This is a genomic window from Streptomyces sp. NPDC051020 (genome assembly GCF_040683105.1).
Lineage (GTDB): Bacteria > Actinomycetota > Actinomycetes > Streptomycetales > Streptomycetaceae > Streptomyces.
Genome location: NZ_JBFBCG010000005.1, coordinates 59,186 through 85,114 on the forward strand (window position 1 = coordinate 59,186; position 25,929 = coordinate 85,114).

Consider the following 25,929-nt stretch of genomic DNA (forward strand, 5'->3'; position numbering starts at 1 on the left):
ATGCCGCGCAGTCTCAAGAAGGGGCCCTTCGTCGACGGCCACCTCATCAAGAAGGTGGACGTACAGAACGAGGCAGGCACCAAGAACGTCATCAAGACCTGGTCCCGTCGCTCGATGATCGTCCCGGCCATGCTGGGTCACACCATCGCGGTGCACAACGGCAAGATCCACGTCCCGGTGTTCGTCACCGAGTCGATGGTCGGCCACAAGCTCGGCGAGTTCTCGCCGACTCGCACCTTCCGCGGCCACGTCAAGGACGACCGGAAGTCGAAGCGCCGCTAACCGCGGAGTGGAACGACTATGACTTACACCGAAGGGACAACCATGGAAGCCAGGGCCCAGGCGCGGTACATCCGCGTCACGCCCATGAAGGCCCGCCGCGTGGTGGACCTCATCCGTGGCATGGATGCCACGGAGGCTCAGGCGGTCCTGCGTTTCGCCCCGCAGGCCGCGAGCGTGCCGGTTGGCAAGGTGCTGGACAGCGCCATTGCCAACGCTGCACACAACTACGACCACACCGACGCCTCTTCGCTGGTCATCAGCGAGGCGTACGTGGACGAGGGCCCGACCCTGAAGCGGTTCCGTCCGCGTGCTCAGGGCCGTGCCTACCGGATCCGTAAGCGGACCAGCCACATCACCGTGGTCGTCAGCAGCAAGGAAGGAACCCGGTAATGGGCCAGAAGGTAAACCCGCACGGGTTCCGACTCGGCATTACCACGGACTTCAAGTCCCGTTGGTACGCCGACAAGCTGTACAAGGACTACGTCAAGGAAGACGTCGCCATTCGTCGCATGATGACGAAGGGCATGGAGCGGGCCGGTATCTCGAAGGTTGAGATCGAGCGCACCCGCGACCGCGTCCGCGTTGACATCCACACCGCCCGCCCGGGCATCGTCATCGGTCGCCGTGGCGCCGAGGCCGACCGCATCCGTGGCGAGCTGGAGAAGCTGACCGGCAAGCAGGTCCAGCTGAACATCCTCGAGGTCAAGAACCCCGAGGTGGACGCTCAGCTGGTGGCCCAGGCCGTCGCCGAGCAGCTCTCCTCCCGCGTCTCCTTCCGTCGTGCGATGCGCAAGAGCATGCAGAGCTCGATGAAGGCCGGCGCCAAGGGCATCAAGATCCAGTGCGGTGGCCGCCTCGGCGGCGCCGAGATGTCCCGCTCGGAGTTCTACCGCGAGGGCCGCGTGCCCCTGCACACGCTCCGCGCGAACGTCGACTACGGCTTCTTCGAGGCCAAGACGACCTTCGGCCGCATCGGTGTGAAGGTCTGGATCTACAAGGGCGACGTCAAGAACATCGCCGAGGTCCGCGCCGAGAACGCTGCTGCCCGCGCAGGCAACCGCCCGGCCCGTGGCGGCGCTGACCGCCCGGCCGGCCGCGGTGGCCGCGGTGGCGAGCGTGGCGGTCGCGGTCGCAAGCCGCAGCAGTCCGCGCCGGCAGCCGAGGCCCCCAAGGCCGACGCTCCCGCCGCCGCTGCTCCGGCTGAGAGCACCGGAACGGAGGCCTGACCGAAATGCTGATCCCCCGTAGGGTCAAGCACCGCAAGCAGCACCACCCGAAGCGCAGCGGTATGTCCAAGGGTGGCACGCAGGTTGCGTTCGGCGAGTACGGCATCCAGGCGCTGACCCCGGCGTACGTGACGAACCGCCAGATCGAGGCAGCTCGTATCGCGATGACCCGCCACATCAAGCGTGGCGGCAAGGTCTGGATCAACATCTACCCGGACCGTCCCCTGACGAAGAAGCCCGCCGAGACCCGCATGGGTTCCGGTAAGGGTTCTCCCGAGTGGTGGATCGCGAACGTCAAGCCGGGTCGGGTGATGTTCGAGCTGTCCTACCCGAACGAGAAGATTGCTCGTGAGGCGCTTACCCGCGCTGCTCACAAGCTTCCGATGAAGTGCCGCATCGTTCGGCGCGAGGCAGGTGAGGCGTGATGTCGGCCGGAACCAAGGCGTCCGAGCTGCGCGAGCTGGGCAACGAGGAGCTGCTCAACAAGCTCCGCGAGGCCAAGGAAGAGCTGTTCAACCTCCGCTTCCAGGCGGCGACCGGACAGCTCGAGAACCACGGCCGGCTCAAGTCCGTCCGTAAGGACATCGCCCGGATCTACACCCTGATGCGCGAGCGCGAGCTGGGCATCGAGACGGTGGAGAGCGTCTGATGAGCGAGAAGACTGTGACTGAGACGAACACCGACCGCGGTTTCCGCAAGACCCGTGAGGGTCTCGTCGTCAGCGACAAGATGGACAAGACTGTCGTCGTCGCTGTCGAGGACCGCGTCAAGCACGCCCTGTACGGCAAGGTCATCCGCCGTACGAACAAGCTGAAGGCTCACGACGAGCAGAACGCTGCGGGCGTCGGCGACCGTGTCCTCCTCATGGAGACCCGGCCGCTGTCTGCGACGAAGCGCTGGCGCGTCGTCGAGATCCTCGAGAAGGCCAAGTAATTCCTGAGGGGCATTCCCCTCAGGCAAGTTCCGCCAGGCTCGGTGGGGTTCGACCCGTTCAGGGTTCGAACCCCACCGGGAACCGGCAGACGATCAGGAGATAGACGTGATCCAGCAGGAGTCGCGACTTCGCGTCGCCGACAACACGGGTGCGAAGGAAATCCTCACCATCCGTGTTCTCGGTGGTTCGGGTCGCCGCTACGCGGGCATCGGTGACGTCATCGTCGCCACCGTCAAGGACGCGATCCCCGGTGGCAACGTGAAGAAGGGTGACGTCGTCAAGGCCGTCATCGTTCGCACCGTCAAGGAGCGTCGTCGTCAGGATGGCTCGTACATCCGCTTCGACGAGAACGCCGCCGTCATTCTGAAGAACGACGGCGACCCCCGCGGCACCCGTATCTTCGGCCCGGTGGGCCGTGAGCTGCGCGAGAAGAAGTTCATGAAGATCATCTCGCTCGCGCCGGAGGTGCTGTAAGCATGAAGATCAAGAAGGGCGACCTGGTTCAGGTCATCACCGGTAAGGACAAGGGCAAGCAGGGCAAGGTCATCGTGGCCTACCCCGCTCAGGACCGCGTCCTCGTCGAGGGTGTCAACCGGGTCAAGAAGCACACCAAGGCCGGTCAGACGGCTCGCGGTTCGCAGACCGGCGGCATCGTCACCACCGAGGCCCCGATTCACGTCAGCAACGTTCAGCTGGTTGTGGAGAAGGACGGCAAGAAGGTCGTCACCCGCGTCGGCTACCGCTTTGACGACGAGGGCAACAAGATCCGCGTTGCCAAGCGGACCGGTGAGGACATCTGATGACTGCCACCACTGCGCCGCGTCTCAAGACGCGCTACCGCGAGGAAATCGCCGGCAAGCTGCGTGAGGAGTTCTCGTACGAGAACGTCATGCAGATCCCCGGCCTGGTCAAGATCGTGGTCAACATGGGTGTGGGCGACGCCGCCCGCGACTCCAAGCTGATCGATGGCGCCGTGCGCGACCTCACCACGATCACGGGCCAGAAGCCGGCCGTCACCAAGGCCCGCAAGTCCATCGCGCAGTTCAAGCTGCGCGAGGGTCAGCCGATCGGCTGCCACGTCACCCTCCGCGGTGACCGGATGTGGGAGTTCCTGGACCGTACGCTGTCGCTCGCGCTGCCGCGTATCCGTGACTTCCGTGGCCTGTCGCCGAAGCAGTTCGACGGCCGTGGCAACTACACCTTCGGTCTCACGGAGCAGGTCATGTTCCACGAGATCGACCAGGACAAGATCGACCGGGTCCGGGGCATGGACATCACCGTGGTCACCACGGCGACCAATGACGACGAGGGTCGTGCCCTCCTTCGTCACCTCGGCTTCCCGTTCAAGGAGAACTGACCGTGGCGAAGAAGGCTCTGATCGCTAAGGCCGCCCGTAAGCCGAAGTTCGGCGTCCGCGGGTACACCCGCTGCCAGCGCTGCGGCCGGCCCCACTCCGTCTACCGCAAGTTCGGCCTGTGCCGCGTGTGCCTTCGTGAGATGGCTCACCGTGGCGAGCTGCCGGGCGTGACCAAGAGTTCCTGGTAAATCTCCCTCGCCCTTTGGGCGTTGGAACTACCCGGAAGCTCTCGGTAAGCATCTGGTCGGCAGGAGTCCGGCTCTTCATGCCGTAGGCTTGAAGGGTTGGGCGCCTGCCGCCCTGGACCGACTTACTACGCCGTAGGTCCCCGCACCGCACCCGTCCCGCCACTGAGTGGGGAGAGGGATGGCGCATACAGGAAACCCCGGCGAGAGAGGCCGAAGGCCAATTCATGACCATGACTGATCCCATCGCAGACATGCTCACGCGTCTGCGTAACGCGAACTCGGCGTACCACGACTCCGTCGTGATGCCGCACAGCAAGATCAAGTCGCACATCGCGGAGATCCTCCAGCAGGAGGGTTTCATCACCGGCTGGAAGGTCGAGGACGCCGAGGTCGGCAAGAACCTCGTCCTCGAGCTGAAGTTCGGCCCGAACCGCGAGCGCTCGATCGCCGGCATCAAGCGAATCTCGAAGCCGGGTCTGCGTGTATACGCAAAGTCCACCAACCTGCCGAAGGTCCTCGGCGGCCTGGGCGTGGCGATCATCTCCACGTCCCACGGTCTCCTGACCGGCCAGCAGGCGCAGAAGAAGGGCGTAGGTGGGGAAGTCCTCGCCTACGTCTGGTAGTCGGGAACGGAGGAATAGCTCATGTCGCGAATCGGCAAGCTCCCCATCCAGGTTCCCGCCGGTGTGGACGTCACCATCGATGGCCGCACGGTCGCGGTGAAGGGCCCCAAGGGCACCCTCTCGCACACCGTTGCCGCGCCGATCGAGGTCACCAAGGGTGAGGACGGCGTCCTGAACGTCGTCCGCCCGAACGACGAGCGTCAGAACAAGGCCCTTCACGGCCTGTCCCGCACGCTGGTGGCGAACATGATCACCGGTGTGACCCAGGGATACATCAAGGCGCTCGAGATCAGTGGTGTCGGTTACCGCGTCCAGGCGAAGGGCTCCAACCTGGAGTTCGCCCTGGGCTACAGCCACCCGATCCTGATCGAGGCCCCGGAGGGCATCACCTTCAAGGTGGAGTCCCCCACGAAGTTCACTGTCGAGGGCATCGACAAGCAGAAGGTCGGCGAGACCGCGGCCAAGATCCGCAAGCTGCGGAAGCCTGACCCGTACAAGGCCAAGGGCGTCAAGTACGCCGGCGAGGTCATCCGCCGCAAGGTCGGAAAGGCTGGTAAGTAGCCATGGCATACGGCGTAAAGATCGCCAAGGGCGACGCCTACAAGCGTGCCGCCCTCAAGCGTCGCCACATCCGCGTCCGCAAGCACATCTCCGGTTCGCCGGAGCGTCCGCGCTTGGTCGTGACGCGGTCCAACCGCCACATGGTCGCTCAGGTCATCGACGACATCGCGGGCCACACGCTCGCGTCGGCGTCGACCCTGGACGTGTCCATCCGTGGTGGCGAGGGTGACAAGAGCGCCCAGGCCAAGCAGGTCGGCGCCCTGGTCGCTGAGCGTGCCAAGGCCGCAGGCGTCGAGGCCGTCGTGTTTGACCGCGGTGGTAACCAGTACGCCGGGCGGATTGCCGCTCTGGCTGACGCCGCCCGTGAAGCCGGGCTGAAGTTCTAAGCCCCGGTTCCTACGCACAGCGGACGTAACAGAGAGAGGTAAATCCAATGGCTGGACCCCAGCGCCGCGGAAGCGGTGCCGGTGGCGGCGAGCGGCGGGACCGGAAGGGCCGTGACGGCGGCGCAGCTGCCGCCGAGAAGACCGCGTACGTTGAGCGCGTTGTCGCGATCAACCGCGTCGCCAAGGTTGTGAAGGGTGGTCGTCGCTTCAGCTTCACCGCGCTGGTCGTGGTGGGCGATGGTGACGGCACCGTCGGTGTCGGTTACGGCAAGGCCAAGGAAGTTCCCGCGGCCATTGCCAAGGGCGTGGAAGAAGCCAAGAAGAACTTCTTCAAGGTTCCGCGTATCCAGGGCACCATTCCTCACCCGATCCAGGGCGAGAAGGCTGCGGGCGTCGTCCTGCTGAAGCCTGCTTCCCCCGGTACCGGTGTTATCGCCGGTGGCCCGGTGCGCGCCGTTCTGGAGTGCGCCGGCGTTCACGACATCCTGTCGAAGTCGCTCGGCTCCGACAACGCGATCAACATCGTGCACGCGACCGTGGAGGCCCTCAAGGGCCTGCAGCGTCCCGAGGAGATCGCGGCTCGCCGTGGTCTGCCGCTCGAGGACGTCGCCCCCGCGGCTCTGCTTCGTGCACGTGCGGGAGCGGGTGCGTAATGGCTCGCCTCAAGATCACGCAGACGAAGTCGTACATCGGCAGCAAGCAGAACCACCGCGACACCCTGCGTTCGCTCGGGCTCAAGCGCCTGAACGACGTGGTTGTCAAGGAGGACCGTCCCGAGTTCCGCGGCATGGCTCACACCGTCCGCCACCTCGTGACGGTTGAGGAGGTCGACTGACATGGCGGAGAACAACCCGCTGAAGGCCCACGACCTCCGGCCTGCCCCGGGCGCCAAGACCGCCAAGACCCGTGTGGGTCGTGGTGAGGCGTCCAAGGGTAAGACCGCTGGTCGTGGCACCAAGGGCACGAAGGCCCGCTACCAGGTTCCGGAGCGCTTCGAGGGTGGCCAGATGCCCCTCCACATGCGTCTCCCGAAGCTCAAGGGCTTCAAGAACCCGTTCCGCACCGAGTACCAGGTCGTGAACCTGGACAAGCTCGCGACGCTCTACCCCGAGGGTGGAGAGGTCACCGTGGCCGACCTGGTCGCCAAGGGTGCGGTGCGCAACAACCACCTCGTCAAGGTCCTCGGACAGGGCGAGATCTCCGTGGCGCTGCAGGTTTCGGTTGACGCCGTCTCCGGCTCCGCCAAGGAGAAGATTGCCGCCGCCGGCGGCACCGTCACTGAGCTCGTCTGAGACAACTCGGACAACTCGATGGCTTGAACATCCGACCGGGGATGCCTCTTATTTGGGGCATCCCCGGTTGGTCGTTCCTAGGGAGGCATGGTCGCCGGTAAGGTGGCGTGCACTGTTGTTGTGGTAACCCCTGGGCGCATGTCCGGGAATCTTTGACTCTTTCGTATTTGTCGATCCTCAAGACCGTCACCTCTCGCTCTGCGCGGGGGTCGCAGGAGGCACCGTGCTCACCGCGTTCGCCCGGGCGTTCAAGACGCCCGACCTGCGCAAGAAGCTGCTCTTCACGCTCGGCATCATCGTGCTCTACCGGCTCGGGGCGCACATCCCGGTACCGGGAGTGAGCTACGAGAACGTCCAGACCTGTGTTGACCAGGCAAGCAAGGGCAACAACAGCCTCTTCGGCCTGGTGAACATGTTCAGCGGTGGTGCACTGCTGCAGATCACGATCTTCGCGCTCGGCATCATGCCGTACATCACGGCCAGCATCATCCTTCAGCTGCTGACCGTGGTCATTCCCCGACTCGAGGCGCTCAAGAAGGAGGGGCAGTCCGGCCAGGCCAAGATCACGCAGTACACGCGTTATCTGACCGTCGCGCTCGCCATCCTCCAGGGCACCGGCCTGGTGGCCACCGCCACCAGCGGCGCGCTGTTCAGCGGCTGCCCGGTCGCCGACCAGATCGTTCCGAACCACTCGATCTTCACGACCGTCGTCATGGTGATCACCATGACCGCGGGCACCGCTGCCGTCATGTGGCTCGGTGAGCTCATCACCGACCGCGGTATCGGCAACGGCATGTCGATCCTGATGTTCATCTCGATCGCTGCCAGCTTCCCCGGCTCCCTGTGGGCCATCAAGCAGAGCGGCAAGCTGGCGGACGGCTGGATCGAGTTCAGCACCGTCATCCTGGTCGGCTTCGTCATGGTGGCCCTCGTGGTCTTCGTCGAGCAGGCCCAGCGCCGTATCCCGGTGCAGTACGCGAAGCGCATGATCGGCCGCAGGTCGTACGGCGGTACGTCCACGTACATCCCGCTGAAGGTGAATCAGGCGGGTGTGATTCCCGTCATCTTCGCTTCTTCGCTGCTCTACATTCCGGCCCTGATCGTCCAGTTCTCCAACTCCACTGCGGGCTGGGCCACATGGATCAAGGACAACTTCGTCAAGGGCGACCACCCGTACTACATCACGACGTACTTCCTGTTGATCGTCTTCTTCGCCTTCTTCTATGTGGCGATTTCGTTCAACCCCGAGGAAGTCGCCGACAACATGAAGAAGTATGGTGGGTTCATCCCGGGTATCCGGGCTGGTCGACCTACTGCCGAGTACCTGAGCTACGTGCTCAACAGGATCACTTGGCCGGGCTCGCTGTACCTGGGTCTGATCGCTCTCGTGCCGACGATGGCGTTGGCAGGCTTCGGTGGCGCTAACCAGAACTTCCCGTTCGGCGGGACGAGCATCCTCATCATCGTGGGTGTGGGTCTGGAGACCGTGAAGCAGATTGAGAGTCAGCTCCAGCAGCGCAATTACGAAGGGTTCCTCCGCTGATGCGAATCGTCCTCGTCGGGCCGCCCGGTGCCGGCAAGGGAACGCAGGCTGCGTACCTTGCCAAGAACCTGTCGATTCCGCACATCTCCACGGGCGATCTCTTCCGCGCCAACATCAGCCAGGGCACTGACCTTGGCAAGCGGGCCCGCGGCTACATGGACGCGGGGCAGCTGGTGCCGGACGAGGTCACCATTGCGATGGCCAAGGACCGCATGTCCCAGCCGGACGCCGTGAACGGCTTCCTGCTCGACGGCTTCCCGCGCAACGTGGGCCAGGCCGAGGCGCTCGACGAGATGCTCAAGAGCGAGGGCGTGACGTTGGACGCGGTTCTCGACCTGGAGGTCCCCGAGGACGAGGTCGTCATGCGCATCGCGGGCCGGCGTATCTGCCGCAACGACAGCGCGCACGTCTTCCACGTGACGTACAACCCGCCGAAGACCGAGGGTGTCTGCGACACCTGCGGCGGCGAGCTGTACCAGCGCGACGACGACACCGAGGACACGGTCCGGACCCGGCTCGAGGTCTACCACACCCAGACCGAGCCGATCATCGACTACTACCGGGCCCAGGGCCTGGTGGTGACGATCTCGGCGCTCGGCAAGGTCGAGGACGTGACCAAGCGGTCGATGGAAGCCCTCAAGAAGGTCCGCGAGGACTGAGGAACACCCGTAACACCTGTACAGACGGCCGCGGCGTCCTTGGGCGCCGCGGCCGACTGTTTGCGCCGTATCGTGGAGTACGCCGCACACCCGTTCCCGTTCGATGCAGAAAGGCGCCGCGCAATGGTGCAGATCAAGACCCCCGAGCAGATCGCGAAGATGCGTGAGGCGGGGCTGGTGGTCGCTGCCATTCACGCCGCCACCCGCGAGGCAGCGGTGCCCGGCGCCACCACTCACGACCTGGACCAGGTCGCACGCAAGGTGATCGCCGACCACGGTGCGAAGTCGAACTTCCTCGGGTACGGCGGGTTCCCCGCGACCATCTGCGCCTCGGTCAACGAGGTCGTCGTGCACGGCATCCCGGACGAGAAGACGGTCCTCAAGGACGGCGACATCATCTCCATCGACGCCGGCGCGATCGTGGACGGCTGGCACGGCGACGCGGCGTACACGGCGTTCGTCGGCACCGGTCACGCCCCGGAGCTCATCGAGCTGTCCCGGGTGACCGAGGAGTCCATGTGGGCCGGGATCGCGGCGATGAAGGTGAACAACCGCCTCGTCGACATCTCGAAGGCGATCGAGTCCTACATCCGCCGCCAGCCGCGTCCGGCCACCGGCAAGTACGGGATCATCGAGGACTACGGCGGCCACGGCATCGGTACCGAGATGCACATGGACCCGCACCTGCTGAACTACGTCGCGCGCAAGCGCGGCAAGGGGATCAAGCTGGTTCCCGGCGTCTGCCTGGCCATCGAGCCGATGGTCTCGCTCGGCACGCCGCGGACCGAGGTGCTCGAGGACAACTGGACGGTCATCACGACCGACGGCACCTGGTCCTCGCACTGGGAGCACTCGATCGCCCTGACCGAGCAGGGCCCCCTGGTCCTGACGGCCCCCGACTGCGGCCGCGCGAAGCTGGCGGAGTACGGGATCCAGGCCGCTCCGGACCCGCTGGGCTGAGGCCCCCACCCGCTGAGAACGCGCCCCCGATCGGGTCTAAGGATCTCCTCCGGTGGGCAAACTTGACGGATTCGTCTTTTGGGGTCCGCTGACGTAGACTGACTCGTCGGCTCTTGTGCATCCGTGTGTCCGCATATGGAGCAGAGAGTCGATCAAGGTAGCCGATTCGAAAGGCGAAGCGTGGCCAAGAAGCAAGGTGCCATCGAAATTGAGGGCACCGTGATCGAGTCCCTCCCGAACGCCATGTTCAAGGTGGAACTCCAGAACGGTCACAAGGTCCTCGCGCACATCAGCGGCAAGATGCGGATGCACTACATCCGTATCCTTCCGGATGACCGGGTCGTGGTGGAGCTCTCTCCGTACGACCTGACGCGTGGCCGGATCGTCTACCGATACAAGTAGATCTTGCCCACGCCCTGCTGCGGCGGGGTGATGGCACTGACCCGGAGAACCTGACATCCCATGAAGGTCAAGCCGAGCGTCAAGAAGATCTGCGACAAGTGCAAGGTGATCCGCCGTCACGGTCGGGTCATGGTCATCTGCGACAACCTGCGCCACAAGCAGCGCCAGGGCTGACGCACGACCCCCTGCATCTCGCAGCACTTCGCGCGACGCACGTAATACGTACATACGCAGTGCCCGTCCAAGCTTCGGCTGACGACACCTCCGGCGGGGGCCGGGGACCCGGACGTACCACCGCTTCCGTTTCGGGAGCGGTCGGCGGCCGGGAGTGGTATTGCGGAAGACCCCCGAAATAACAACTGGAGCCATTCAATGGCACGCGTTTCAGGTGTTGACATCCCGCGCGAAAAGCGCGTGGAGGTTGCCCTCACCTACGTCTTCGGTATCGGGCGCACCCGGTCCAAGGAGATCCTCGCCACCACGGGTGTGAACCCGAACACGCGCGTTCGCGACCTGGCCGAAGAGGACCTGGTCAAGATCCGCGAGTACGTGGACGCCAACCTCCGCACCGAGGGTGACCTCCGTCGCGAGATTCAGGCCGACATCCGCCGCAAGGTCGAGATCGGCTGCTACCAGGGTCTGCGCCACCGCCGCGGCCTGCCGGTCCACGGCCAGCGCACCAGCACGAACGCTCGTACCCGCAAGGGTCCGCGTCGCGCGATCGCCGGTAAGAAGAAGCCGGGCAAGAAGTAGTCCTCAGCGGACGCACTGCGGCAGTCCGGATCCCCGGGCCGTCGCAGCATCCAGCGGTCTTCGCTGTAGGACCGATCACCTCCCCTCTCCATCTGGAGTAAAGACATGCCCCCCAAGGGACGTCAGGGCGCAGCCAAGAAGGTGCGTCGCAAGGAAAAGAAGAACGTTGCTCACGGCCACGCGCACATCAAGAGCACGTTCAACAACACGATCGTTTCGATCACGGACCCCTCGGGCAACGTGATCTCCTGGGCCTCTGCCGGCCACGTCGGCTTCAAGGGCTCGCGCAAGTCCACCCCCTTCGCCGCGCAGATGGCCGCCGAGTCGGCCGCCCGCCGCGCGCAGGAGCACGGCATGCGCAAGGTTGACGTTTTCGTCAAGGGTCCCGGCTCCGGCCGCGAGACCGCGATCCGCTCCCTCCAGGCCACTGGCCTCGAGGTCGGTTCGATCCAGGACGTCACCCCCACTCCGCACAACGGATGCCGGCCGCCCAAGCGCCGTCGCGTCTGACGCACTGAAGCAACGGAGACAACTGGAAAATGGCGCGATACACCGGGGCCGACTGCAAGCGTTGCCGTCGGGAGAAGCAGAAGCTGTTCCTTAAGGGCAGCAAGTGCGAGAGCGCGAAGTGCCCGATCGAGATCCGTCCTTACCCCCCGGGTGAGCACGGACGCGGGCGCACCAAGGACAGCGAGTACCTTCTTCAGCTTCGTGAGAAGCAGAAGTGCTCGCGGATCTACGGTGTCCTTGAGAAGCAGTTCGTGAACTACTACAAGGAAGCGAACCAGAAGACCGGCAAGACCGGTGAGAACCTTCTGCGCATCCTTGAGACCCGCCTCGACAACGTGATCTACCGGGCCGGTTTTGCCAAGTCCAGGGACCACGCCCGTCAGCTGGTGCGTCACGGACACATCGCCGTGAACGGCACGAAGACCGACATTCCGTCGGCCCGCGTCGCCGTGAACGACGTCATCGAGGTCCGCCAGAAGTCCAAGGCCCTGACCCCCTTCCAGGTGGCCCAGGCCGAGGCCGGCGAGCGCACCGTCCCGGCATGGCTCGAAGCCGTGCCGTCGACGCTGCGGATCCTCGTGCACTCCCTGCCCGAGCGCCAGGTGATCGACACCCAGGTGCAGGAGCAGCTGATCGTCGAGCTCTACTCCAAGTAGGAGAGCTCGCGGGTTCGGGCGGTACGGCTCTTTCGGGTCGTGCCGCCCGTACCCTTGTCAGTATCTGGGGGCGTCAAATAGTGGGCGCCCACGACTGAAGGACCACAGCATGCTTATCGCTCAGCGTCCGTCGCTGACCGAAGAGGTCGTCGACGAGTTCCGCTCCCGGTTCGTGATCGAGCCGCTGGAGCCGGGCTTCGGCTACACCCTCGGTAACTCTCTCCGCCGCACGCTCCTCTCCTCGATCCCCGGCGCTGCTGTCACCAGCATCCGGATCGACGGGGTCCTGCACGAGTTCACCACCGTGCCGGGCGTCAAGGAGGACGTCACCGACCTCATCCTCAACATCAAGCAGCTGGTCGTCTCCTCGGAGCACGACGAGCCGGTCGTGATGTACCTGCGCAAGCAGGGTCCCGGCCTGGTCACCGCTGCTGACATCGCCCCGCCGGCCGGTGTCGAGGTCCACAACCCGGACCTGGTCCTCGCCACTCTGAACGGCAAGGGCAAGCTGGAGATGGAGCTGACCGTCGAGCGCGGTCGCGGCTACGTCTCCGCCGTCCAGAACAAGCAGGCGGGCCAGGAGATCGGCCGTATCCCGGTCGACTCCATCTACTCGCCGGTGCTCAAGGTCACGTACAAGGTCGAGGCGACCCGTGTCGAGCAGCGCACCGACTTCGACAAGCTGATCGTCGACGTCGAGACCAAGCAGGCCATGCGTCCGCGTGACGCCATGGCGTCGGCCGGTAAGACCCTGGTCGAGCTGTTCGGTCTGGCCCGCGAGCTCAACATCGACGCCGAGGGCATCGACATGGGTCCGTCGCCGACGGACGCCGCGCTCGCCGCCGATCTGGCGCTGCCGATCGAGGAGCTTGAGCTCACGGTCCGTTCGTACAACTGCCTCAAGCGTGAGGGCATCCACTCCGTGGGTGAGCTCGTGGCGCGCTCGGAGGCCGACCTGCTCGACATCCGCAACTTCGGTGCGAAGTCGATCGACGAGGTCAAGGCGAAGCTGGCCGGTATGGGCCTGGCGCTCAAGGACAGCCCGCCCGGATTCGACCCGACCGCTGCCGCCGACGCCTTCGGCGCCGACGACGACGCGGACGCGGGCTTCGTCGAGACCGAGCAGTACTAGTACACCTCCGGCTGGGGTGCCTGGGTTTCCGGGCACCCCGGACCGGATGAGGGCTTGGCCTCAATCTCCCCCAAAGCCTGAAGGGCATGGGGGGACCCCCTCGACGGGCTTGATTTCGGCCGATGACTGATCTCATCGGCCGGGATGGTGTCCGGATGGCCCATGATCTTCCGTGGAGCGGCCGCTTCACGGGAACTGACACCGGTACCTGATACGGCCGGTGCAGCACACAAGGAGAAACACCATGCCGCGTCCCGCAAAGGGTGCCCGTCTGGGCGGCAGCGCCGCGCACGAGCGTCTGCTTCTCGCGAACCTCGCGAAGTCGCTGTTCGAGCACGGCCGCATCACGACGACCGAGGCCAAGGCCCGCCGCCTGCGTCCGGTCGCCGAGCGTCTGATCACCAAGGCGAAGAAGGGCGACATCCACAACCGTCGCCTCGTTCTGCAGACGATCACGGACAAGAGCATCGTGCACACGCTCTTCACCGAGATCGCCCCGCGCTACGAGAACCGCCCCGGTGGTTACACGCGCATCACCAAGATCGGCAACCGTCGTGGCGACAACGCCCCGATGGCCGTCATCGAGCTGGTCGAGGCGCTGACCGTGGCGCAGCAGGCCACCGGTGAGGCCGAGGCCGCGACGAAGCGTGCGGTCAAGGAGGACTCCCTCAAGAAGGACGAGTCCGCCGAGGTCGTCGAGGACGCCAAGCCGGCCGAGGCCGACGCGGAGTCCAAGGACGCCTGAGCGTTCTGAGACCACTGGACGGGCCCGCATCACCCTTCGGGGAGGTGCGGGCCCGTTCCGTACGTTCAGGCTTGAGAGGATCGTTGAGTGAGTGACGAAGTAGAGCCCGGTTTCGTACGGGTGCGGCTGGACCTGGCGTACGACGGCAAGGACTTCTCCGGCTGGGCGAAGCAGACGGCGCGGCGCACGGTGCAGGGGGAGATCGAGGACGCGCTGCGTACCGTGACGCGGTCCGAGCGGACGTACGACCTGACGGTCGCCGGGCGCACCGATGCCGGGGTGCATGCCCGCGGCCAGGTCGCGCATGTCGATCTGCCGGACGAGGTGTGGGCCGAGCACGGTGCGCTGCTGCTGCGTCGGATGGCCGGCCGGATGGCCCCCGACGTACGGATCTGGCGGGTGGCCGAGGCTCCGGCGGGGTTCAACGCGCGTTTCTCGGCGCTGTGGCGGCGGTACGCGTACCGGATCTCGGACCGGCCCGGCGGCGCGGATCCCCTGACGCGCGGACATGTGCTCTGGCACGACCGGCCGTTGGACGTGGATGCGATGAACGCGGCCGCGGCCAGGATGGTCGGGGAGCACGATTTCGCCGCGTACTGCAGGAAGCGCGAGGGTGCGACGACCATCCGTACGCTGCAGAAGCTGAGTTGGGTACGGGACGAGGCGTCCGGAGTCATCACGGGGACCGTGCAGGCCGATGCCTTCTGCCACAACATGGTGCGCGCGCTGGTCGGCGCCATGCTGTTCGTGGGTGACGGACGCCGCCCCGACCCGTGGCCGGCCCAGGTGCTGGCGGTGGGGGTGCGGGACCCGGGGGTGCACGTGGTGCGGCCGCACGGACTGACGCTGGAGGAAGTCGCCTACCCGGCCGACGAGTTGCTCGCCGCGCGCAACAAGGCGGCACGCAACATGCGGACGCTGCCGGGGGGCGGCTGCTGCTGAGTGGCGGGCCGTCCGCTGCCTCCGGACCTTCTCGATGCGTGCGCCGCCGCCGTTCCTCGGCCCTGCCGGTGACGTTCCGGTGCTGCGACGCGTCCGAGCGAGGCCGGGACGCGCCCGATGAGGGTGCCGGCCGTCCCGAGGAGGCGGGGCTGGTCGGCGAAGCCCGCGGCGGCCGCCACCGACTCCTGCGGTCGTGTCAGCTGGTGGGCGCAGTCGCCGCCGCCGAGGCCTGGACCTCGCCGCGGTGGCGGATCTGACGGAACGTGAAGTCCGTCAGGTCGTCGCCGACCGCGTAGACGTTCTTGTCGGCCGTGGTGACGTTCTTGCCGTTGGTGAAGCCCCCGACGGTGAAGTAGGCGTAGCGCCCGTACGAGTTGGCGGTGCGGCGGCAGATGGAACCGCCGCGGCAGAACGTCGGCACGCCCACGCCGCTCAGCGACGCCAGACCGCCGGACGCCTGTTGCGCCGCCTTCTTGGCCTGCGCCTCCGTCTCGAAGACCGCGACGCCGACGGTGACGGCGATCCCCTCCTTGCTGTACGTGGCGCGGATGACCTCGTCGCAGCCGTTGTTCGTGAGGATCGAGCCGAGCGCGCCCTGGGTGGTCGCGGCGCAGTTCGTCGTGCGGTGCGTGGCGCCCTTGGCGTACACGCGGTCGCCCATCGTCAGCTTCCTGCCGGGGTAGAAGGAGTCGATGGAGATCGGCGCCCTGTCCTTCTTCACATCGGATATGTAGTCCTTCGGGTCCGGCGGGGGCGGAGGTGCCACCGTGGAGAAGGACGGCTCGGGCTCCGCCGAGTCGGTCGGCAGATCGGCGGGTCCCGGCAACTGGCTCGCGTTCTTGCCCGAGCCGGTGGAGCCGCCGTTGTTGTTGGTCGAGATGACGGCGGTGGCGACGATCGCCGCTATCGCGGCGGTGGCGAGGGCGCCGCCGCCGATCATCAGCCATTTCTTGCGACGGCTCCGCGCGGCGGATTCATCGGCCAGTGCTGCCCAGTCCGGAGTGCGATTGCCTCCGGGCCCCCAGGAGGGCCCCCCTTGCCCAAAGCTCATGCGGCGAATCCTAGTGCCCCTCCCGGCAAGCTTTGCCCCGTCGCGTCGTCCGGTGCGCACGCTCGCCGCGTTGGCCAAAAGCCCTGGTAGCTCCGTCCCCAAGCTCTCAGCTTCGTTCGAGCAGGGGAGACCCCACCCAAGGACTTCCGGCCGCCTTGCGATCGCACGCACCGGACGACGCTCCTTACGGGGCAAACATTGCCGGTCACGGCACTAGAGGAGGCATAAACCGGTTGGGCCGGGGCTTCGCGGGCCGTGACAATGCTGTGCATGGGACATCTTGAAGCAGGCCACCTGGAGTACTACCTACCGGACGGGCGGGTGCTGCTCGGCGATGCTTCGTTCCGGGTCGCGGACGGGGCCGTGGTCGCCCTCGTGGGGGCGAACGGCGCCGGGAAGACGACGCTGCTGCGGCTGCTGTCCGGGGAGCTCCAGCCGCACGGCGGCACGGTGTCGGTGAGCGGCGGACTCGGCGTGATGCCGCAGTTCGTGGGCTCGGTGCGGGACGAACGTACGGTCCGCGACCTCCTCGTCTCCGTCGCCCAGCCGCGCATCCGGGAGGCGGCGCAGGCCGTCGACAAGGCCGAGGAGCTGATCCTCACCGTCGACGACGAGGCCGCGCAGATGGCGTACGCGCAGGCCCTCAGCGACTGGGCGGAGGCCCGCGGGTACGAGGCCGAGACCGTCTGGGACATGTGCACCATGGCCGCGCTCGGTGTCCCGTACGAGAAGGCGCAGTGGCGCGAGGTCCGCACGCTCAGTGGTGGTGAGCAGAAGCGGCTCGTGCTCGAAGCGCTGCTGCGCGGGCCCGACGAGGTGCTGCTGCTCGACGAGCCGGACAACTATCTCGACGTGCCGGGCAAGCGGTGGCTGGAGGGGAAGCTCAAGGAGACCCGTAAGACGGTCCTCTTCGTCTCGCACGACCGGGAGCTGCTGTCCCGGGCCGCGGAGAAGATCGTCAGCGTGGAGCCCGGTCCGGCGGGCAGCGACGTGTGGGTACACGGTGGCGGTTTCGACACGTACCACGAGGCCCGCAAGGACCGGTTCGCCCGGTTCGAGGAACTGAAGCGACGCTGGGACGAGAAGCACGCTCAGCTGAAAAAACTGGTGCTCAGCCTTCGGCAGGCGGCGTCCGTCAGCCACGAGCTGGCCTCGCGCTACCAGGCGGCGCAGACCCGGCTGCGGAAGTTCGAGGAGGCCGGGCCCCCGCCGGAGCCGCCGCGCGAGCAGGACATCAAGATGCGGCTGCGCGGCGGCCGGACCGGGGTGCGGGCGGTGACCTGCAAGGGGCTGGAGCTGACCGGGCTGATGAAGCCGTTCGACCTGGAGATCTTCTACGGCGAACGGGTGGCCGTCCTCGGCTCGAACGGCTCGGGCAAGTCGCACTTCCTGCGGCTGCTGGCCGGGGAACCGGTCGCGCACACGGGGGAGTGGAAGCTCGGTGCGCGGGTCGTGCCCGGGCACTTCGCTCAGACGCACGCCCATCCGGAGCTGATGGGGCACGCGCTCGTCGAGATCCTGTGGACGGAGCACGCGAAGGACCGGGGCGGGGCGATGTCCGTACTGCGCCGGTACGAACTGGAGCGGCAGGGCGACCAGCCCTTCGAGAAGCTGTCCGGCGGGCAGCAGGCACGGTTCCAGATCCTGCTGCTGGAGCTGGCGGGAACCACGGCGCTGCTGCTGGACGAGCCGACGGACAACCTGGACCTGGAGTCGGCGGAGGCGCTGCAGGACGGGCTCGAGGTGTACGACGGGACCGTGCTGGCCGTCACGCACGACCGGTGGTTCGCGAAGTCCTTCGACCGGTACCTGGTGTTCGGGTCGGACGGGGTGGTGCGGGAGACCGTGGAGCCGGTCTGGGACGAGCGCAGGGTCGAGCGGGAACGGTAGGGCCGGCGCGTTTTGACCCGTCCCGGGCGGTGCGGGTACTGTCGGGGGTTGTTATACGTATCGGCTTCGTCGTTCTCACGCGAAGAGCCCTTACGTAGGTTCTCTGGAGCAGTTACCAGTGGCTCGCATACGGGCAGCGTTCCCGGCATTGTGGGCCCCAGCTGCATGATCGCTTCAGGGGTGCCATGTGTCTGGACCTCATCCACTGAAGAAGCGAAGGCTACGAAGTGCGTACGTACAGCCCCAAGCCCGGCGATGTGACGCGCCAGTGGCACATCATTGACGCGCAGGACATCGTCCTGGGTCGTCTGGCCACCACGGCTGCGAACCTCCTCCGAGGCAAGCACAAGGCGATTTACGCCCCCCACATGGACATGGGCGACTTCGTCATCATCATCAACGCCGACAAGGTTCACCTGTCCGGCAACAAGAAGACCCAGAAGATGGCGTACCGCCACTCCGGGTTCCCGGGTGGTCTGCGCTCCGTGCGTTACGACGAGCTCCTCTCCAAGAACCCGGAGAAGGCTGTCGAGAAGGCCATCAAGGGCATGATCCCCAAGAACACCCTGGGCCGTCAGATGCTCTCGAAGCTCAAGGTCTACGCGGGCGACCAGCACCCGCACGCTGCGCAGCAGCCGGTCCCGTTCGAGATCACCCAGGTCGCGCAGTAGTTCCGGCCTCCCCCTAAGACGTAAAGAAAGATCTGAGGAGAATCGTGGCCGAGACCACTGTTGAGAACCCCATCGAGGGCACCGAGGGCGAAGAGGTCTACGCCGAGGTGACCACCTTCGAATCGGAGGTTCCCGTCGAGGGCGAGTACACCAGCGAGTCGCTGGCGTCCCGCTTCGGCGAGCCGCAGCCTGCCGCCGGCCTTGGCCGTCGCAAGAACGCCATTGCCCGCGTCCGGATCGTTCCGGGCACCGGCAAGTGGAAGATCAACGGTCGCACCCTTGAGGACTACTTCCCCAACAAGGTGCACCAGCAGGAAGTCAACGAGCCCTTCAAGGTGCTCGAGCTCGACAACCGCTACGACGTCATCGCCCGCATCGCGGGTGGCGGCGTCTCGGGTCAGGCCGGTGCCCTGCGCCTCGGTGTCGCCCGTGCGCTGAACGAGGCGGACGTGGACAACAACCGCGCCCCGCTGAAGAAGGCCGGCTTCCTCTCCCGCGACGACCGTGCGGTCGAGCGCAAGAAGGCCGGTCTCAAGAAGGCCCGTAAGGCTCCGCAGTACAGCAAGCGCTAATCCGCCTGCTCACCTGCTGTACACGTTCGCCCCGGAGGCACTCCTGTGCCCCCGGGGCGTTCGTTTATTGGCACCCACAGGCGTATAACGGCATCAGACGTTCATAGGCCCTCCATGCTTGGCATGGCTCTTTGTTGCCTTGCGTCGTTCTGGGTCATGCCTGTCATGACGTGTTTTGTTTTCGCAGTTCGGTTTCGGAGCATCTTCGGAGGACATCAGTGGGACGACTCTTCGGCACGGACGGTGTGCGCGGCGTCGCCAATGCGGACCTGACGGCCGAGCTCGCGCTCGGTCTGTCGGTCGCTGCGGCGCATGTGCTCGCCGAGACGGGCACCCTTGAGGGGCATCGGCCGACCGCAGTGGTGGGCCGTGACCCGCGCGCGTCCGGAGAGTTCCTGGAGGCTGCCGTGGTGGCCGGTCTGGCGAGCGCGGGCGTGGACGTCCTGCGCGTCGGTGTGCTGCCCACCCCCGCGGTGGCGTACCTCACCGGCGCGCTGGGCGCCGACCTCGGCGTGATGCTCTCCGCCAGTCACAACGCCATGCCGGACAACGGTGTCAAGTTCTTCGCCCGCGGTGGTCACAAGCTCGCCGACGAGCTGGAGGACCGGATCGAGACGCTCTACGAGCAGCACCGCACCGGTGAGCCGTGGGCGCGTCCGACCGGTGCCGGCGTGGGACGGGTCACGGATTACACCGAGGGCTTCGACCGGTACGTGGCCCACCTCGTCGCGGTCCTGCCGAACCGGCTCGACGGGCTGAAGGTCGTCCTCGACGAGGCGCACGGCGCGGCCGCCCGGGTCTCGCCCGAGGCATTCGCCCGGGCCGGCGCCGAGGTCATCACCATCGGGGCCGATCCGAACGGCCTGAACATCAACGACGGCTGCGGCTCCACCCACCTGGAGCTGCTGAAGACCGCCGTCGTCGAGCACGGCGCCGACTTCGGTGTCGCGCACGACGGCGACGCCGACCGCTGCCTCGCCGTGGACGCCTCGGGCGAGGAGGTCGACGGCGACCAGATCCTGGCCGTGCTGGCCCTCGCCATGCGCGAGGCCGGGCAGCTGCGCAAGGACACCGTGGTCGGCACGGTCATGTCCAACCTCGGCTTCAAGATCGCCATGGAGCGGGAGGGCATCCACCTCGTCCAGACCGCCGTCGGTGACCGATACGTCCTCGAGTCGATGAAGGCGGAGGGCTACGCGCTGGGCGGCGAGCAGTCCGGCCATGTCATCGTCCTCGACCACGCCACGACCGGTGACGGCACACTGACCGGCCTGATGCTGGCGGCCCGGGTCGTCGCCACCGGCCGTACGCTCGCCGACCTGGCCGGTGTCATGCAGCGGCTCCCGCAGATCCTGGTCAATGTCCGGGACGTCGACAAGTCCCGGGTCGACACCTCTCCGGAGCTGGCCGCCGCGGTCGAGGATGCCGAGCGCGAGCTGGGCGACACCGGGCGCGTACTGCTGCGCCAGTCGGGCACCGAGCCGCTGGTGCGGGTCATGGTCGAGGCGGCCGACATCGAGCAGGCACGGTCGGTGGCCGGGCGGCTGGCCGACGTGGTGAAGTCCGCCCTGGGGTGACCTCGGAAAGCCGTACGGGGTTTCGCCGTACGAGGGTGAGGTGCCGCCCGGTGTTCCTCCTGGAGGGGCGCCGGGCGGCGCCGTGTGCGGCCGCTGCCGGACGACAGCCGAAAGGACCGTCGCCGGCTCCGGGCCGTCGCGTCAGGCAGCCCGGATCCGACGCCGGTGTATTGCCCACAGCGCCTTGAGGACCAGCAGTGTCAGCGTGCCCGCGAGCACGATCCCGCCGAGGTTCGCCATCAGCTGGCCCACCGAACCCCACGTCTGGGAAAGGTCCTGGTAGCTGAAGGCCACCGCCGCATTGGCGGCCGCGGGCACTGTCGTCACCGAGATCGCGACGCCGATCAGCGCACCCGACTTCGCCGAGGTGAGGGAGAGCGTCCCGCCGATACCCGCCAGGAACGCCACCACGAACGACATCCAGTCCGGCTGCCAGATGAACGCCGTATTGGGCCGCTTCGCCTCGATCATCGCCTCCGTGAACAGCCCGAGGCTGTTCATCATCCAGGCGAATCCGGCCGTCAGCACCATCGCTACGGCGAAACCGCCGACCAGCGCCCACAGCGACCGCCACACCAGCCGCGGGGCGCGCTGCACCAGCGCCGTGGAAATGCCGGCCAGTGGCCCGAACTCCGGGCCCACCGCCATGGCGCCCACGATCAGGATCGCGTTGTCCAGCATCACACCGCAGGCCGCGAGCATCGTGGCGATCGCGAGGAACGCCAGGTAGGTGACGCTGAGCGTCGACTCCTCGTGGGTCGCGTCCGCCAGCTCCTCCCACAGCACCGCGTCCGCGCCCTCGCCCGGCGCCTCCTCCTCGGCCCGGTCGGCATGCGCGGAGAGCGTCAGGTCCGTTTCCTCGACGCTGATCGAGCCGGACTCGTCGATGCCGAGCTCGCGCAGTGATGCGATCAGCTCGTCGCCCGCCTCGCGCGCCACGTCGCACGTCACGAGATCGCCCGCGGGGTCGAGGGCGACACCGGGCATGACCACCAGATGCGTGGCGCCGACGGTGCGCTGCACGACGTGCACCACCTCGTCCGTGCGGCCGTGAGGGACGATCAGGCGCAGATGCAGCACGCGGATACTCCCGGGGAGGCTCGGGGGACTCAGAGTTTGCGCAGCGAAAGACGCTGGACCTTGTGGTCCGGGCCCTTGCGCAGCACCAGAGTGGCACGGCCGCGTGTGGGTGCCACATTTTCCAGCAGATTGGGCTTGTTGATGGTCCGCCACATGGTGCGGGCGTACTCCATGGCCTCCTCCTCGGAGACCTGGGTGTACGTGCGGAAGTACGAGAACGGGTTCTGGAAGGCCGTCTCGCGCAGCTCGCGGAAGCGGTTGAGGTACCAGGTCTCGATGTCCTCGGCCCGCGCGTCCACGTACACACTGAAGTCGAAGTAGTCGGCGAGCCCGACCCTGGTGCGGCCGTCCTTGCCGGGGAGCGCGGGCTGCAGCACGTTGAGGCCCTCGACGATCAGGATGTCGGGGCGGCGTACGGTGAGCCGCTCGCCCGGCACGATGTCGTAGATCAGGTGCGAGTAGACGGGCGCCGTCACCTCGTCCTTGCCGGCCTTGATGTCGGCGACGAAACGGGTCAGGGCGCGCCGGTCGTACGACTCGGGGAACCCCTTGCGCGACGTCAGCCCGCGCGCCCGGAGCTCCTTCATCGGCAGCAGGAACCCGTCCGTGGTCACCAGCTCGACCCGCGGGTGCTCGGGCCAGCGGGCCAGCAGCGCCTGGAGGATACGGGCGGTGGTCGACTTGCCGACCGCGACACTGCCGGCGACCCCGATGACGAACGGGGTGCCCCGCTGCTCGCCGTGGCCGTTGCCCGCGTCCCCGAGGAAGGTGTTGAGGGCGCCGCGCAGGCCGGAGGTGGCCTGGACGTAGAGGTTGAGGAGGCGGGAGAGCGGCAGGTAGACGTCCCGTACCTCGTCGAGGTCGATGACGTCCCCGAGCCCGCGCAGCTGCTCCACCTCGTCGGCGGTCAGCGGCAGCGGCGTCTTGTCGCGCAGGGCGCTCCACTCGGCGCGCGACAGATCGACGTACGGCGTCGAAGCGTGCTCGACGCGTCGCTGGGAGCTCCGTGGCGGCGAAGTGATCACGGGTTCATTGTCGCGGGAGTTTTGACGCAGTGGGGGGTGGAGTCGGTCACGTGGAACGGACTGCGGGCCGGTGTCCGCACCCCTGTAGCGGACACCGGCCCGTTTCGTACCACCCTGCCGGTCAGGGCTTCTGGCCCTTGGCGTCGACGACGGCGGCCCTGATCCGCGCCTCGCTGGTGAGGACCTCCCCGGCCTTGTACTTCTCGGTCGGGACCTTCATCCCGGCGGGAGCCTTCATCTCGTAGTCCTCGGCGGCCACGAAGCGCATGCCCGCGTAGCTGTAGTCGCGGGGACTGATGAGGATCTCGCGCTGGTCGTGCGAGCCGTCCTCCTTCCGGGTGATGGCAATGGCATCGCGCCCGGCGGCGTCCTTCACGAGATGCCCGGTGACCTTCACCCCCGGGACGGTGGCCAGCGCACGGTAGATCCGGGCGAGGGCGTCCGGGGCGATCGGGTACGCCTCGACCATCAGACCCATGGCGCGGAAGCTGTGCTGGGCCTCGGCCTCGGGAGGGCTCTCGGCGGTGTGACCCGTCGGATAGAACGAGCGGACCTTCGCCAGCAGACGCGCCGGATCGTCGGGCAGCTCATCGGCGGCACGGTAGACCTGGCGGGCCGTGCGGTAGTCGCTGTCCTTGCCGTTCTTCGCCGCCGCGGAGTTGTCGTACGGAACCCAGGAATCCGGGTCGTACGAGAACCGGCCCGCGGCGGCCGAGTCCGACCGGCCCGCGGCGGCCGAGTCCGCCTTGGGCTCCTGCTGGGCGATCTTCGTCCGGGTGTAGATCCATTGGTCGTCGCGCGGTTCCGGCGCGGCCTGCTGCTTCGCCAGCTCGTCGGCGGCCCGGTTCAGGACCTCGGCCGGGCTGTCCAGGGTCAGGGGGGCCGCCGCGGTGGCCCCGTGGGTGGGACCGTCCGCGCCGATCTGCGTGGTCAGCAGGGCGGCCGCGGTGATCGCCGCCGCGGCGCCGATCGACGCGATCCGCCAGTCGGCACGCAGCCGGCGGGTGCGCCGGCCGCCCGCAAGAGAGTCCGTCAGCCGCTGCCGGCCGGGGGCGAGCGCGGCACGGTCGGGGACGGGAGCATCTGCGCGCAGCTCGCGCAGCCGGGTCATTTCGTCCATGACGGGCTCAGCTCCATGACGTCGGATGTGAACGCGGGGTCGGTGTGCAGCGCCTCGCGGACCTTGCGGCGGGCGCGGTTGAGCCGGGACCGTACGGTGCCGAGCGGGATGCCCAGCGCCTGCGCGACCTCCTCGTATCCGAGGTCCGCCCAGGCGACGAGCAGCAGCACATGGCGGTCGCCGGGGGAGAGCGCGGCGAGCGCTCCGGCCAGCGGCACCTGGGCGGCGATCCGGTCGTCGGAGCGGTCGCTCCAGGACGCGGCGACCGTGTCCTGTCCGGTACGGGCCAGGGCGCGCAGGCTCCGCTCCTCGCTGCGCCGGTGCTTGCCGATGAGGTTGGCGGCGATGCCGTACAGCCAGGGCCGGGCGCCCCGGCGGGTGGTGTCGTAGCGGCGCCGGGAGCGGAACGCGATGAGGAACGTCTCCGCCGTGATGTCGTCGGCCGCGCCCTCCCCGAGCCGCCGGGCGGCGTACCGGTGGATGTCGGGCGCGTGGCGGTCGTAGAGCCCTGCGAAGATCTCCGGCTGCTCCAGTGACTGGGCGACGATCTCGGCGTCGTCGTCGGCTTCCGTGATGGGCTGTCCGGTCGGGGGTCCGGTCACAGGGGCTCCTCTGGGGGCTCGGTCGGTGAGCGTGTCACCCCTTGTTCCCCACAGGGCGCAGAAAGGTTCACGGGGCGGGGAGCAGAGGGCGCCGGCCGCCGGGCAGGCGCCCTCACCTCCCGTACGAGCCCCGTATCAGCTGCGGCGGCCGATCCGCAGCGACCTCAGCACGGACCGGGTCCGGCACTTCAGCCCGCCGCCTCCCGGCGAGGACGCCGGCCGGGGGACGGAGTCGGCGCCACGCCCGGCCACCAGGATGCGGCCGGTGGCGGAGTCCACCAGGCCGGCTGCGCCGACCCCGCCACCGGCGAGGCGGCCGGGGGTGCGCTCCAGCAGCGGGGCCAGCGCGCCCAGGGCCGCGCCGATCATGGCCTGGCCGCCGTCGGCCGCCGGGGTCGCCACCTCGGCGCGGTCCAGCACGGTCAGGTCCTCGTCGCAGAGCACCACCTGGGTGGTGGTGCCGCCGATGTCCACTCCGGCGAAGAGCGTACGGTCATGGGCGCTCACCCCTGGGCCTCCGTCCGGCCGGCCGCGAGGGTGGCCAGGCGTTCGGCTCTGCGGCCGCGCTGGATCACCGGGTCGGGCACCGGCAGACGATCATGGTGAAGATCGGCTCGGCGATCGGCACCGGCGTCATCGCCGACGGACGTCTCTACCGGGGCGCCACCGGCGCGGCCGGTGACATCACCCACATCCGGATCGACGGCGGCGCCGACATCCCCTGTTCCTGCGGCAACACCGGCTGCCTGGAAACCGTGGCGTCCGGCGCCGCCCTGGTCCGCATCCTGCGCAAGCGCGGGGCCGACGTCAGCAGTATCGAGGACGTGGCCCGGCTGGCCATCGACGCCGACCCGGAGGCCACCCGCGCGGTCCGCAGGGTCGGCGACTACCTCGGCCAAGTGCTCGCCGCCAACGTCAACTTCTTCAACCCGGACGCCGTCTATCTCGGCGGCATCCTCTCCACCCTGGAGCCGTTCGTCGCCGCCGTGCGCAGCCAGCTCTACGAGAGCTGCCACCCGCTGGTCACCGAACACCTCACCATCGAGCGGGCCAGCCTGGGCGCCGACGCCGGACTGGTCGGCGCCGGGCAGTTCGCCCTGCAGCGCGCCCTGGCCCTCGCGCTGGGCGAGGTCGTCGGCACCGACCCATTCCGCGCCCCGGCGCCCCGCCACGCCTGACACCCCATCCCC

At 67.5% G+C, this 25,929-nt stretch carries 36 protein-coding genes and 2 pseudogenes; 32 read left to right on the forward strand and 6 right to left on the reverse strand.

The window, feature by feature from the left end:
- The 27 genes from rpsS (at position 1) to truA (ending at position 15,151) form a co-directional block, all read left to right on the forward strand.
- Positions 1-282 carry a 30S ribosomal protein S19 gene (gene rpsS / locus AB0N06_RS04520; protein ID WP_003966956.1) on the forward strand — a complete coding sequence of 94 codons (282 nt, stop codon included), beginning with the start codon at positions 1-3 and terminating at the stop codon, positions 280-282.
- Between the two features lie 42 nt (positions 283-324).
- Positions 325-672 carry a 50S ribosomal protein L22 gene (rplV, locus tag AB0N06_RS04525; RefSeq protein WP_004571827.1) on the forward strand — a complete coding sequence of 116 codons (348 nt, stop codon included), beginning with the start codon at positions 325-327 and terminating at the stop codon, positions 670-672.
- A complete protein-coding gene (gene rpsC, locus AB0N06_RS04530) occupies positions 672-1,508 on the forward strand; it encodes a 30S ribosomal protein S3 (protein WP_037688007.1) in 837 nt (278 codons plus the stop codon). The genes rplV and rpsC overlap by 1 nt, the downstream gene beginning before the upstream one ends.
- A gap of 5 nt (positions 1,509-1,513) precedes the next feature.
- A complete protein-coding gene (gene rplP / locus AB0N06_RS04535) occupies positions 1,514-1,933 on the forward strand; it encodes a 50S ribosomal protein L16 (protein ID WP_072485538.1) in 420 nt (139 codons plus the stop codon).
- Entirely contained in the window at positions 1,933-2,157 is a 225-nt protein-coding gene (gene rpmC, locus AB0N06_RS04540) for a 50S ribosomal protein L29 (protein ID WP_014047786.1), read from the forward strand. The genes rplP and rpmC overlap by 1 nt, the downstream gene beginning before the upstream one ends.
- On the forward strand, positions 2,157-2,441 hold the full coding sequence (gene rpsQ, locus AB0N06_RS04545; RefSeq protein WP_030977953.1) for a 30S ribosomal protein S17: 285 nt from the start codon (positions 2,157-2,159) through the stop codon (positions 2,439-2,441). The genes rpmC and rpsQ overlap by 1 nt, the downstream gene beginning before the upstream one ends.
- Before the next feature lie 106 nt (positions 2,442-2,547).
- Complete coding sequence (gene rplN, locus AB0N06_RS04550) at positions 2,548-2,916, forward strand: 50S ribosomal protein L14 (RefSeq protein WP_003966950.1); 369 nt, start codon at positions 2,548-2,550, stop codon at positions 2,914-2,916.
- Between the two features lie 2 nt (positions 2,917-2,918).
- Positions 2,919-3,242 carry a 50S ribosomal protein L24 gene (gene rplX / locus AB0N06_RS04555; RefSeq protein ID WP_073786786.1) on the forward strand — a complete coding sequence of 108 codons (324 nt, stop codon included), beginning with the start codon at positions 2,919-2,921 and terminating at the stop codon, positions 3,240-3,242.
- Entirely contained in the window at positions 3,242-3,799 is a 558-nt protein-coding gene (gene rplE, locus AB0N06_RS04560; RefSeq protein ID WP_037688009.1) for a 50S ribosomal protein L5, read from the forward strand. Before rplX ends, rplE begins: the two co-directional genes overlap by 1 nt.
- A gap of 2 nt (positions 3,800-3,801) precedes the next feature.
- The gene (locus tag AB0N06_RS04565) at positions 3,802-3,987 is read left to right on the forward strand and encodes a type Z 30S ribosomal protein S14 (protein ID WP_003948630.1); all 186 of its coding nucleotides are present in this window, start codon (positions 3,802-3,804) and stop codon (positions 3,985-3,987) included.
- A 224-nt stretch (positions 3,988-4,211) separates the two neighbouring features.
- Positions 4,212-4,610, forward strand: a complete 399-nt coding sequence (gene rpsH / locus AB0N06_RS04570; protein WP_005313538.1) for a 30S ribosomal protein S8 — start codon at positions 4,212-4,214, stop codon at positions 4,608-4,610.
- A 21-nt stretch (positions 4,611-4,631) separates the two neighbouring features.
- Entirely contained in the window at positions 4,632-5,171 is a 540-nt protein-coding gene (rplF, locus tag AB0N06_RS04575; protein WP_366133248.1) for a 50S ribosomal protein L6, read from the forward strand.
- Between the two features lie 2 nt (positions 5,172-5,173).
- The gene (gene rplR / locus AB0N06_RS04580; RefSeq protein WP_030914149.1) at positions 5,174-5,557 is read left to right on the forward strand and encodes a 50S ribosomal protein L18; all 384 of its coding nucleotides are present in this window, start codon (positions 5,174-5,176) and stop codon (positions 5,555-5,557) included.
- 47 nt (positions 5,558-5,604) lie between these two features.
- A complete protein-coding gene (gene rpsE, locus AB0N06_RS04585; RefSeq protein WP_072485533.1) occupies positions 5,605-6,210 on the forward strand; it encodes a 30S ribosomal protein S5 in 606 nt (201 codons plus the stop codon).
- Entirely contained in the window at positions 6,210-6,392 is a 183-nt protein-coding gene (gene rpmD, locus AB0N06_RS04590) for a 50S ribosomal protein L30 (RefSeq protein ID WP_030914154.1), read from the forward strand. Before rpsE ends, rpmD begins: the two co-directional genes overlap by 1 nt.
- Before the next feature lies 1 nt (position 6,393).
- A complete protein-coding gene (gene rplO / locus AB0N06_RS04595; protein ID WP_037688017.1) occupies positions 6,394-6,849 on the forward strand; it encodes a 50S ribosomal protein L15 in 456 nt (151 codons plus the stop codon).
- A gap of 223 nt (positions 6,850-7,072) precedes the next feature.
- Positions 7,073-8,392, forward strand: a complete 1,320-nt coding sequence (gene secY / locus AB0N06_RS04600) for a preprotein translocase subunit SecY (protein WP_366133249.1) — start codon at positions 7,073-7,075, stop codon at positions 8,390-8,392.
- A complete protein-coding gene (locus tag AB0N06_RS04605) occupies positions 8,392-9,051 on the forward strand; it encodes an adenylate kinase (RefSeq protein ID WP_366133250.1) in 660 nt (219 codons plus the stop codon). The genes secY and AB0N06_RS04605 overlap by 1 nt, the downstream gene beginning before the upstream one ends.
- 123 nt (positions 9,052-9,174) lie before the next feature.
- Complete coding sequence (gene map, locus AB0N06_RS04610) at positions 9,175-10,011, forward strand: type I methionyl aminopeptidase (protein WP_358856907.1); 837 nt, start codon at positions 9,175-9,177, stop codon at positions 10,009-10,011.
- A gap of 180 nt (positions 10,012-10,191) precedes the next feature.
- On the forward strand, positions 10,192-10,413 hold the full coding sequence (gene infA / locus AB0N06_RS04615; protein ID WP_003956442.1) for a translation initiation factor IF-1: 222 nt from the start codon (positions 10,192-10,194) through the stop codon (positions 10,411-10,413).
- A 60-nt stretch (positions 10,414-10,473) separates the two neighbouring features.
- Positions 10,474-10,587, forward strand: coding sequence for a 50S ribosomal protein L36 (gene rpmJ / locus AB0N06_RS04620; RefSeq protein ID WP_003956441.1), 114 nt, complete (start codon positions 10,474-10,476; stop codon positions 10,585-10,587).
- Between the two features lie 198 nt (positions 10,588-10,785).
- Positions 10,786-11,166, forward strand: a complete 381-nt coding sequence (rpsM, locus tag AB0N06_RS04625; RefSeq protein ID WP_018519286.1) for a 30S ribosomal protein S13 — start codon at positions 10,786-10,788, stop codon at positions 11,164-11,166.
- A 105-nt stretch (positions 11,167-11,271) separates the two neighbouring features.
- Positions 11,272-11,676: a 30S ribosomal protein S11 gene (gene rpsK, locus AB0N06_RS04630; protein ID WP_003956432.1), complete on the forward strand. Its 405-nt coding sequence runs from the start codon at positions 11,272-11,274 to the stop codon at positions 11,674-11,676.
- 29 nt (positions 11,677-11,705) lie between these two features.
- Entirely contained in the window at positions 11,706-12,332 is a 627-nt protein-coding gene (gene rpsD / locus AB0N06_RS04635) for a 30S ribosomal protein S4 (RefSeq protein WP_366133251.1), read from the forward strand.
- A gap of 109 nt (positions 12,333-12,441) precedes the next feature.
- On the forward strand, positions 12,442-13,464 hold the full coding sequence (locus AB0N06_RS04640; protein ID WP_024755423.1) for a DNA-directed RNA polymerase subunit alpha: 1,023 nt from the start codon (positions 12,442-12,444) through the stop codon (positions 13,462-13,464).
- A 244-nt stretch (positions 13,465-13,708) separates the two neighbouring features.
- Positions 13,709-14,209, forward strand: coding sequence for a 50S ribosomal protein L17 (gene rplQ / locus AB0N06_RS04645; RefSeq protein WP_266982582.1), 501 nt, complete (start codon positions 13,709-13,711; stop codon positions 14,207-14,209).
- An 87-nt stretch (positions 14,210-14,296) separates the two neighbouring features.
- The gene (gene truA / locus AB0N06_RS04650; RefSeq protein WP_366133252.1) at positions 14,297-15,151 is read left to right on the forward strand and encodes a tRNA pseudouridine(38-40) synthase TruA; all 855 of its coding nucleotides are present in this window, start codon (positions 14,297-14,299) and stop codon (positions 15,149-15,151) included.
- Positions 15,152-15,347: 196 nt separating this feature from the next.
- Here truA and AB0N06_RS04655 read toward each other — a convergent pair whose 3' ends face one another.
- Entirely contained in the window at positions 15,348-16,202 is an 855-nt protein-coding gene (locus AB0N06_RS04655) for a hypothetical protein (RefSeq protein ID WP_366133253.1), read from the reverse strand.
- A gap of 261 nt (positions 16,203-16,463) precedes the next feature.
- On the opposite strand from AB0N06_RS04655, the gene AB0N06_RS04660 reads away from it, so the two are divergent.
- From AB0N06_RS04660 to glmM, 4 genes are all read left to right on the forward strand, one after another.
- Entirely contained in the window at positions 16,464-18,092 is a 1,629-nt protein-coding gene (locus AB0N06_RS04660) for an ATP-binding cassette domain-containing protein (RefSeq protein WP_366133327.1), read from the forward strand.
- 227 nt (positions 18,093-18,319) lie between these two features.
- Positions 18,320-18,763 carry a 50S ribosomal protein L13 gene (gene rplM / locus AB0N06_RS04665; protein ID WP_018960214.1) on the forward strand — a complete coding sequence of 148 codons (444 nt, stop codon included), beginning with the start codon at positions 18,320-18,322 and terminating at the stop codon, positions 18,761-18,763.
- A 44-nt stretch (positions 18,764-18,807) separates the two neighbouring features.
- On the forward strand, positions 18,808-19,335 hold the full coding sequence (rpsI, locus tag AB0N06_RS04670) for a 30S ribosomal protein S9 (protein WP_358861585.1): 528 nt from the start codon (positions 18,808-18,810) through the stop codon (positions 19,333-19,335).
- 218 nt (positions 19,336-19,553) lie between these two features.
- Positions 19,554-20,912 carry a phosphoglucosamine mutase gene (gene glmM / locus AB0N06_RS04675; protein WP_366133254.1) on the forward strand — a complete coding sequence of 453 codons (1,359 nt, stop codon included), beginning with the start codon at positions 19,554-19,556 and terminating at the stop codon, positions 20,910-20,912.
- Positions 20,913-21,053: 141 nt separating this feature from the next.
- Here the strand turns inward: glmM and AB0N06_RS04680 are convergent, their stop codons facing one another.
- The 5 genes and pseudogenes from AB0N06_RS04680 to AB0N06_RS04700 form a co-directional block, all read right to left on the reverse strand.
- Positions 21,054-21,992 (reverse strand): DUF389 domain-containing protein, encoded by a 939-nt coding sequence (locus AB0N06_RS04680; RefSeq protein WP_366133255.1) that lies wholly within the window; start codon positions 21,990-21,992, stop codon positions 21,054-21,056.
- Between the two features lie 29 nt (positions 21,993-22,021).
- A complete protein-coding gene (gene coaA, locus AB0N06_RS04685; protein WP_366133256.1) occupies positions 22,022-23,017 on the reverse strand; it encodes a type I pantothenate kinase in 996 nt (331 codons plus the stop codon).
- A 121-nt stretch (positions 23,018-23,138) separates the two neighbouring features.
- The gene (locus AB0N06_RS04690; protein ID WP_366133257.1) at positions 23,139-24,137 is read right to left on the reverse strand and encodes a CU044_5270 family protein; all 999 of its coding nucleotides are present in this window, start codon (positions 24,135-24,137) and stop codon (positions 23,139-23,141) included.
- The gene (locus tag AB0N06_RS04695; protein ID WP_366133258.1) at positions 24,125-24,739 is read right to left on the reverse strand and encodes a sigma-70 family RNA polymerase sigma factor; all 615 of its coding nucleotides are present in this window, start codon (positions 24,737-24,739) and stop codon (positions 24,125-24,127) included. The genes AB0N06_RS04690 and AB0N06_RS04695 overlap by 13 nt, the downstream gene beginning before the upstream one ends.
- Positions 24,740-24,985: 246 nt before the next feature.
- Positions 24,986-25,246: pseudogene (locus tag AB0N06_RS04700) on the reverse strand (ROK family protein); the annotation flags it as partial.
- A gap of 77 nt (positions 25,247-25,323) precedes the next feature.
- Between AB0N06_RS04700 and AB0N06_RS04705 the strand changes: the two are divergent.
- Positions 25,324-25,917, forward strand: a pseudogene (locus AB0N06_RS04705) (ROK family protein); the annotation flags it as partial.
- Between the last annotated feature and the right edge of the window lie 12 nt (positions 25,918-25,929).

What these genes read in the sequence shown, in the direction of transcription:
- AB0N06_RS04640 (WP_024755423.1), top strand. Translation starts at nt 12,442, where the DNA reads ATGCTTATCGCTCAGCGTCCGTCGCTGACCGAAGAGGTCGTCGACGAG.
- rpsD (WP_366133251.1), top strand. Translation starts at nt 11,706, where the DNA reads ATGGCGCGATACACCGGGGCCGACTGCAAGCGTTGCCGTCGGGAGAAG.
- AB0N06_RS04605 (WP_366133250.1), top strand. Translation starts at nt 8,392, where the DNA reads ATGCGAATCGTCCTCGTCGGGCCGCCCGGTGCCGGCAAGGGAACGCAG.
- rpsM (WP_018519286.1), top strand. Translation starts at nt 10,786, where the DNA reads ATGGCACGCGTTTCAGGTGTTGACATCCCGCGCGAAAAGCGCGTGGAG.
- rpsK (WP_003956432.1), top strand. Translation starts at nt 11,272, where the DNA reads ATGCCCCCCAAGGGACGTCAGGGCGCAGCCAAGAAGGTGCGTCGCAAG.
- AB0N06_RS04660 (WP_366133327.1), top strand. Translation starts at nt 16,464, where the DNA reads ATGCTGTGCATGGGACATCTTGAAGCAGGCCACCTGGAGTACTACCTA.
- rpsC (WP_037688007.1), top strand. Translation starts at nt 672, where the DNA reads ATGGGCCAGAAGGTAAACCCGCACGGGTTCCGACTCGGCATTACCACG.
- rpsS (WP_003966956.1), top strand. Translation starts at nt 1, where the DNA reads ATGCCGCGCAGTCTCAAGAAGGGGCCCTTCGTCGACGGCCACCTCATC.
- map (WP_358856907.1), top strand. Translation starts at nt 9,175, where the DNA reads ATGGTGCAGATCAAGACCCCCGAGCAGATCGCGAAGATGCGTGAGGCG.
- rpsH (WP_005313538.1), top strand. Translation starts at nt 4,212, where the DNA reads ATGACCATGACTGATCCCATCGCAGACATGCTCACGCGTCTGCGTAAC.
- AB0N06_RS04655 (WP_366133253.1), bottom strand. Translation starts at nt 16,202, where the DNA reads ATGAGCTTTGGGCAAGGGGGGCCCTCCTGGGGGCCCGGAGGCAATCGC.
- rplV (WP_004571827.1), top strand. Translation starts at nt 325, where the DNA reads ATGGAAGCCAGGGCCCAGGCGCGGTACATCCGCGTCACGCCCATGAAG.
- rplP (WP_072485538.1), top strand. Translation starts at nt 1,514, where the DNA reads ATGCTGATCCCCCGTAGGGTCAAGCACCGCAAGCAGCACCACCCGAAG.
- rplR (WP_030914149.1), top strand. Translation starts at nt 5,174, where the DNA reads ATGGCATACGGCGTAAAGATCGCCAAGGGCGACGCCTACAAGCGTGCC.
- rplE (WP_037688009.1), top strand. Translation starts at nt 3,242, where the DNA reads ATGACTGCCACCACTGCGCCGCGTCTCAAGACGCGCTACCGCGAGGAA.
- rplF (WP_366133248.1), top strand. Translation starts at nt 4,632, where the DNA reads ATGTCGCGAATCGGCAAGCTCCCCATCCAGGTTCCCGCCGGTGTGGAC.
- rpsQ (WP_030977953.1), top strand. Translation starts at nt 2,157, where the DNA reads ATGAGCGAGAAGACTGTGACTGAGACGAACACCGACCGCGGTTTCCGC.
- rpmC (WP_014047786.1), top strand. Translation starts at nt 1,933, where the DNA reads ATGTCGGCCGGAACCAAGGCGTCCGAGCTGCGCGAGCTGGGCAACGAG.
- rplX (WP_073786786.1), top strand. Translation starts at nt 2,919, where the DNA reads ATGAAGATCAAGAAGGGCGACCTGGTTCAGGTCATCACCGGTAAGGAC.
- rplO (WP_037688017.1), top strand. Translation starts at nt 6,394, where the DNA reads ATGGCGGAGAACAACCCGCTGAAGGCCCACGACCTCCGGCCTGCCCCG.
- rpsE (WP_072485533.1), top strand. Translation starts at nt 5,605, where the DNA reads ATGGCTGGACCCCAGCGCCGCGGAAGCGGTGCCGGTGGCGGCGAGCGG.
- rpmD (WP_030914154.1), top strand. Translation starts at nt 6,210, where the DNA reads ATGGCTCGCCTCAAGATCACGCAGACGAAGTCGTACATCGGCAGCAAG.
- rplQ (WP_266982582.1), top strand. Translation starts at nt 13,709, where the DNA reads ATGCCGCGTCCCGCAAAGGGTGCCCGTCTGGGCGGCAGCGCCGCGCAC.
- AB0N06_RS04690 (WP_366133257.1), bottom strand. Translation starts at nt 24,137, where the DNA reads ATGGACGAAATGACCCGGCTGCGCGAGCTGCGCGCAGATGCTCCCGTC.
- rpmJ (WP_003956441.1), top strand. Translation starts at nt 10,474, where the DNA reads ATGAAGGTCAAGCCGAGCGTCAAGAAGATCTGCGACAAGTGCAAGGTG.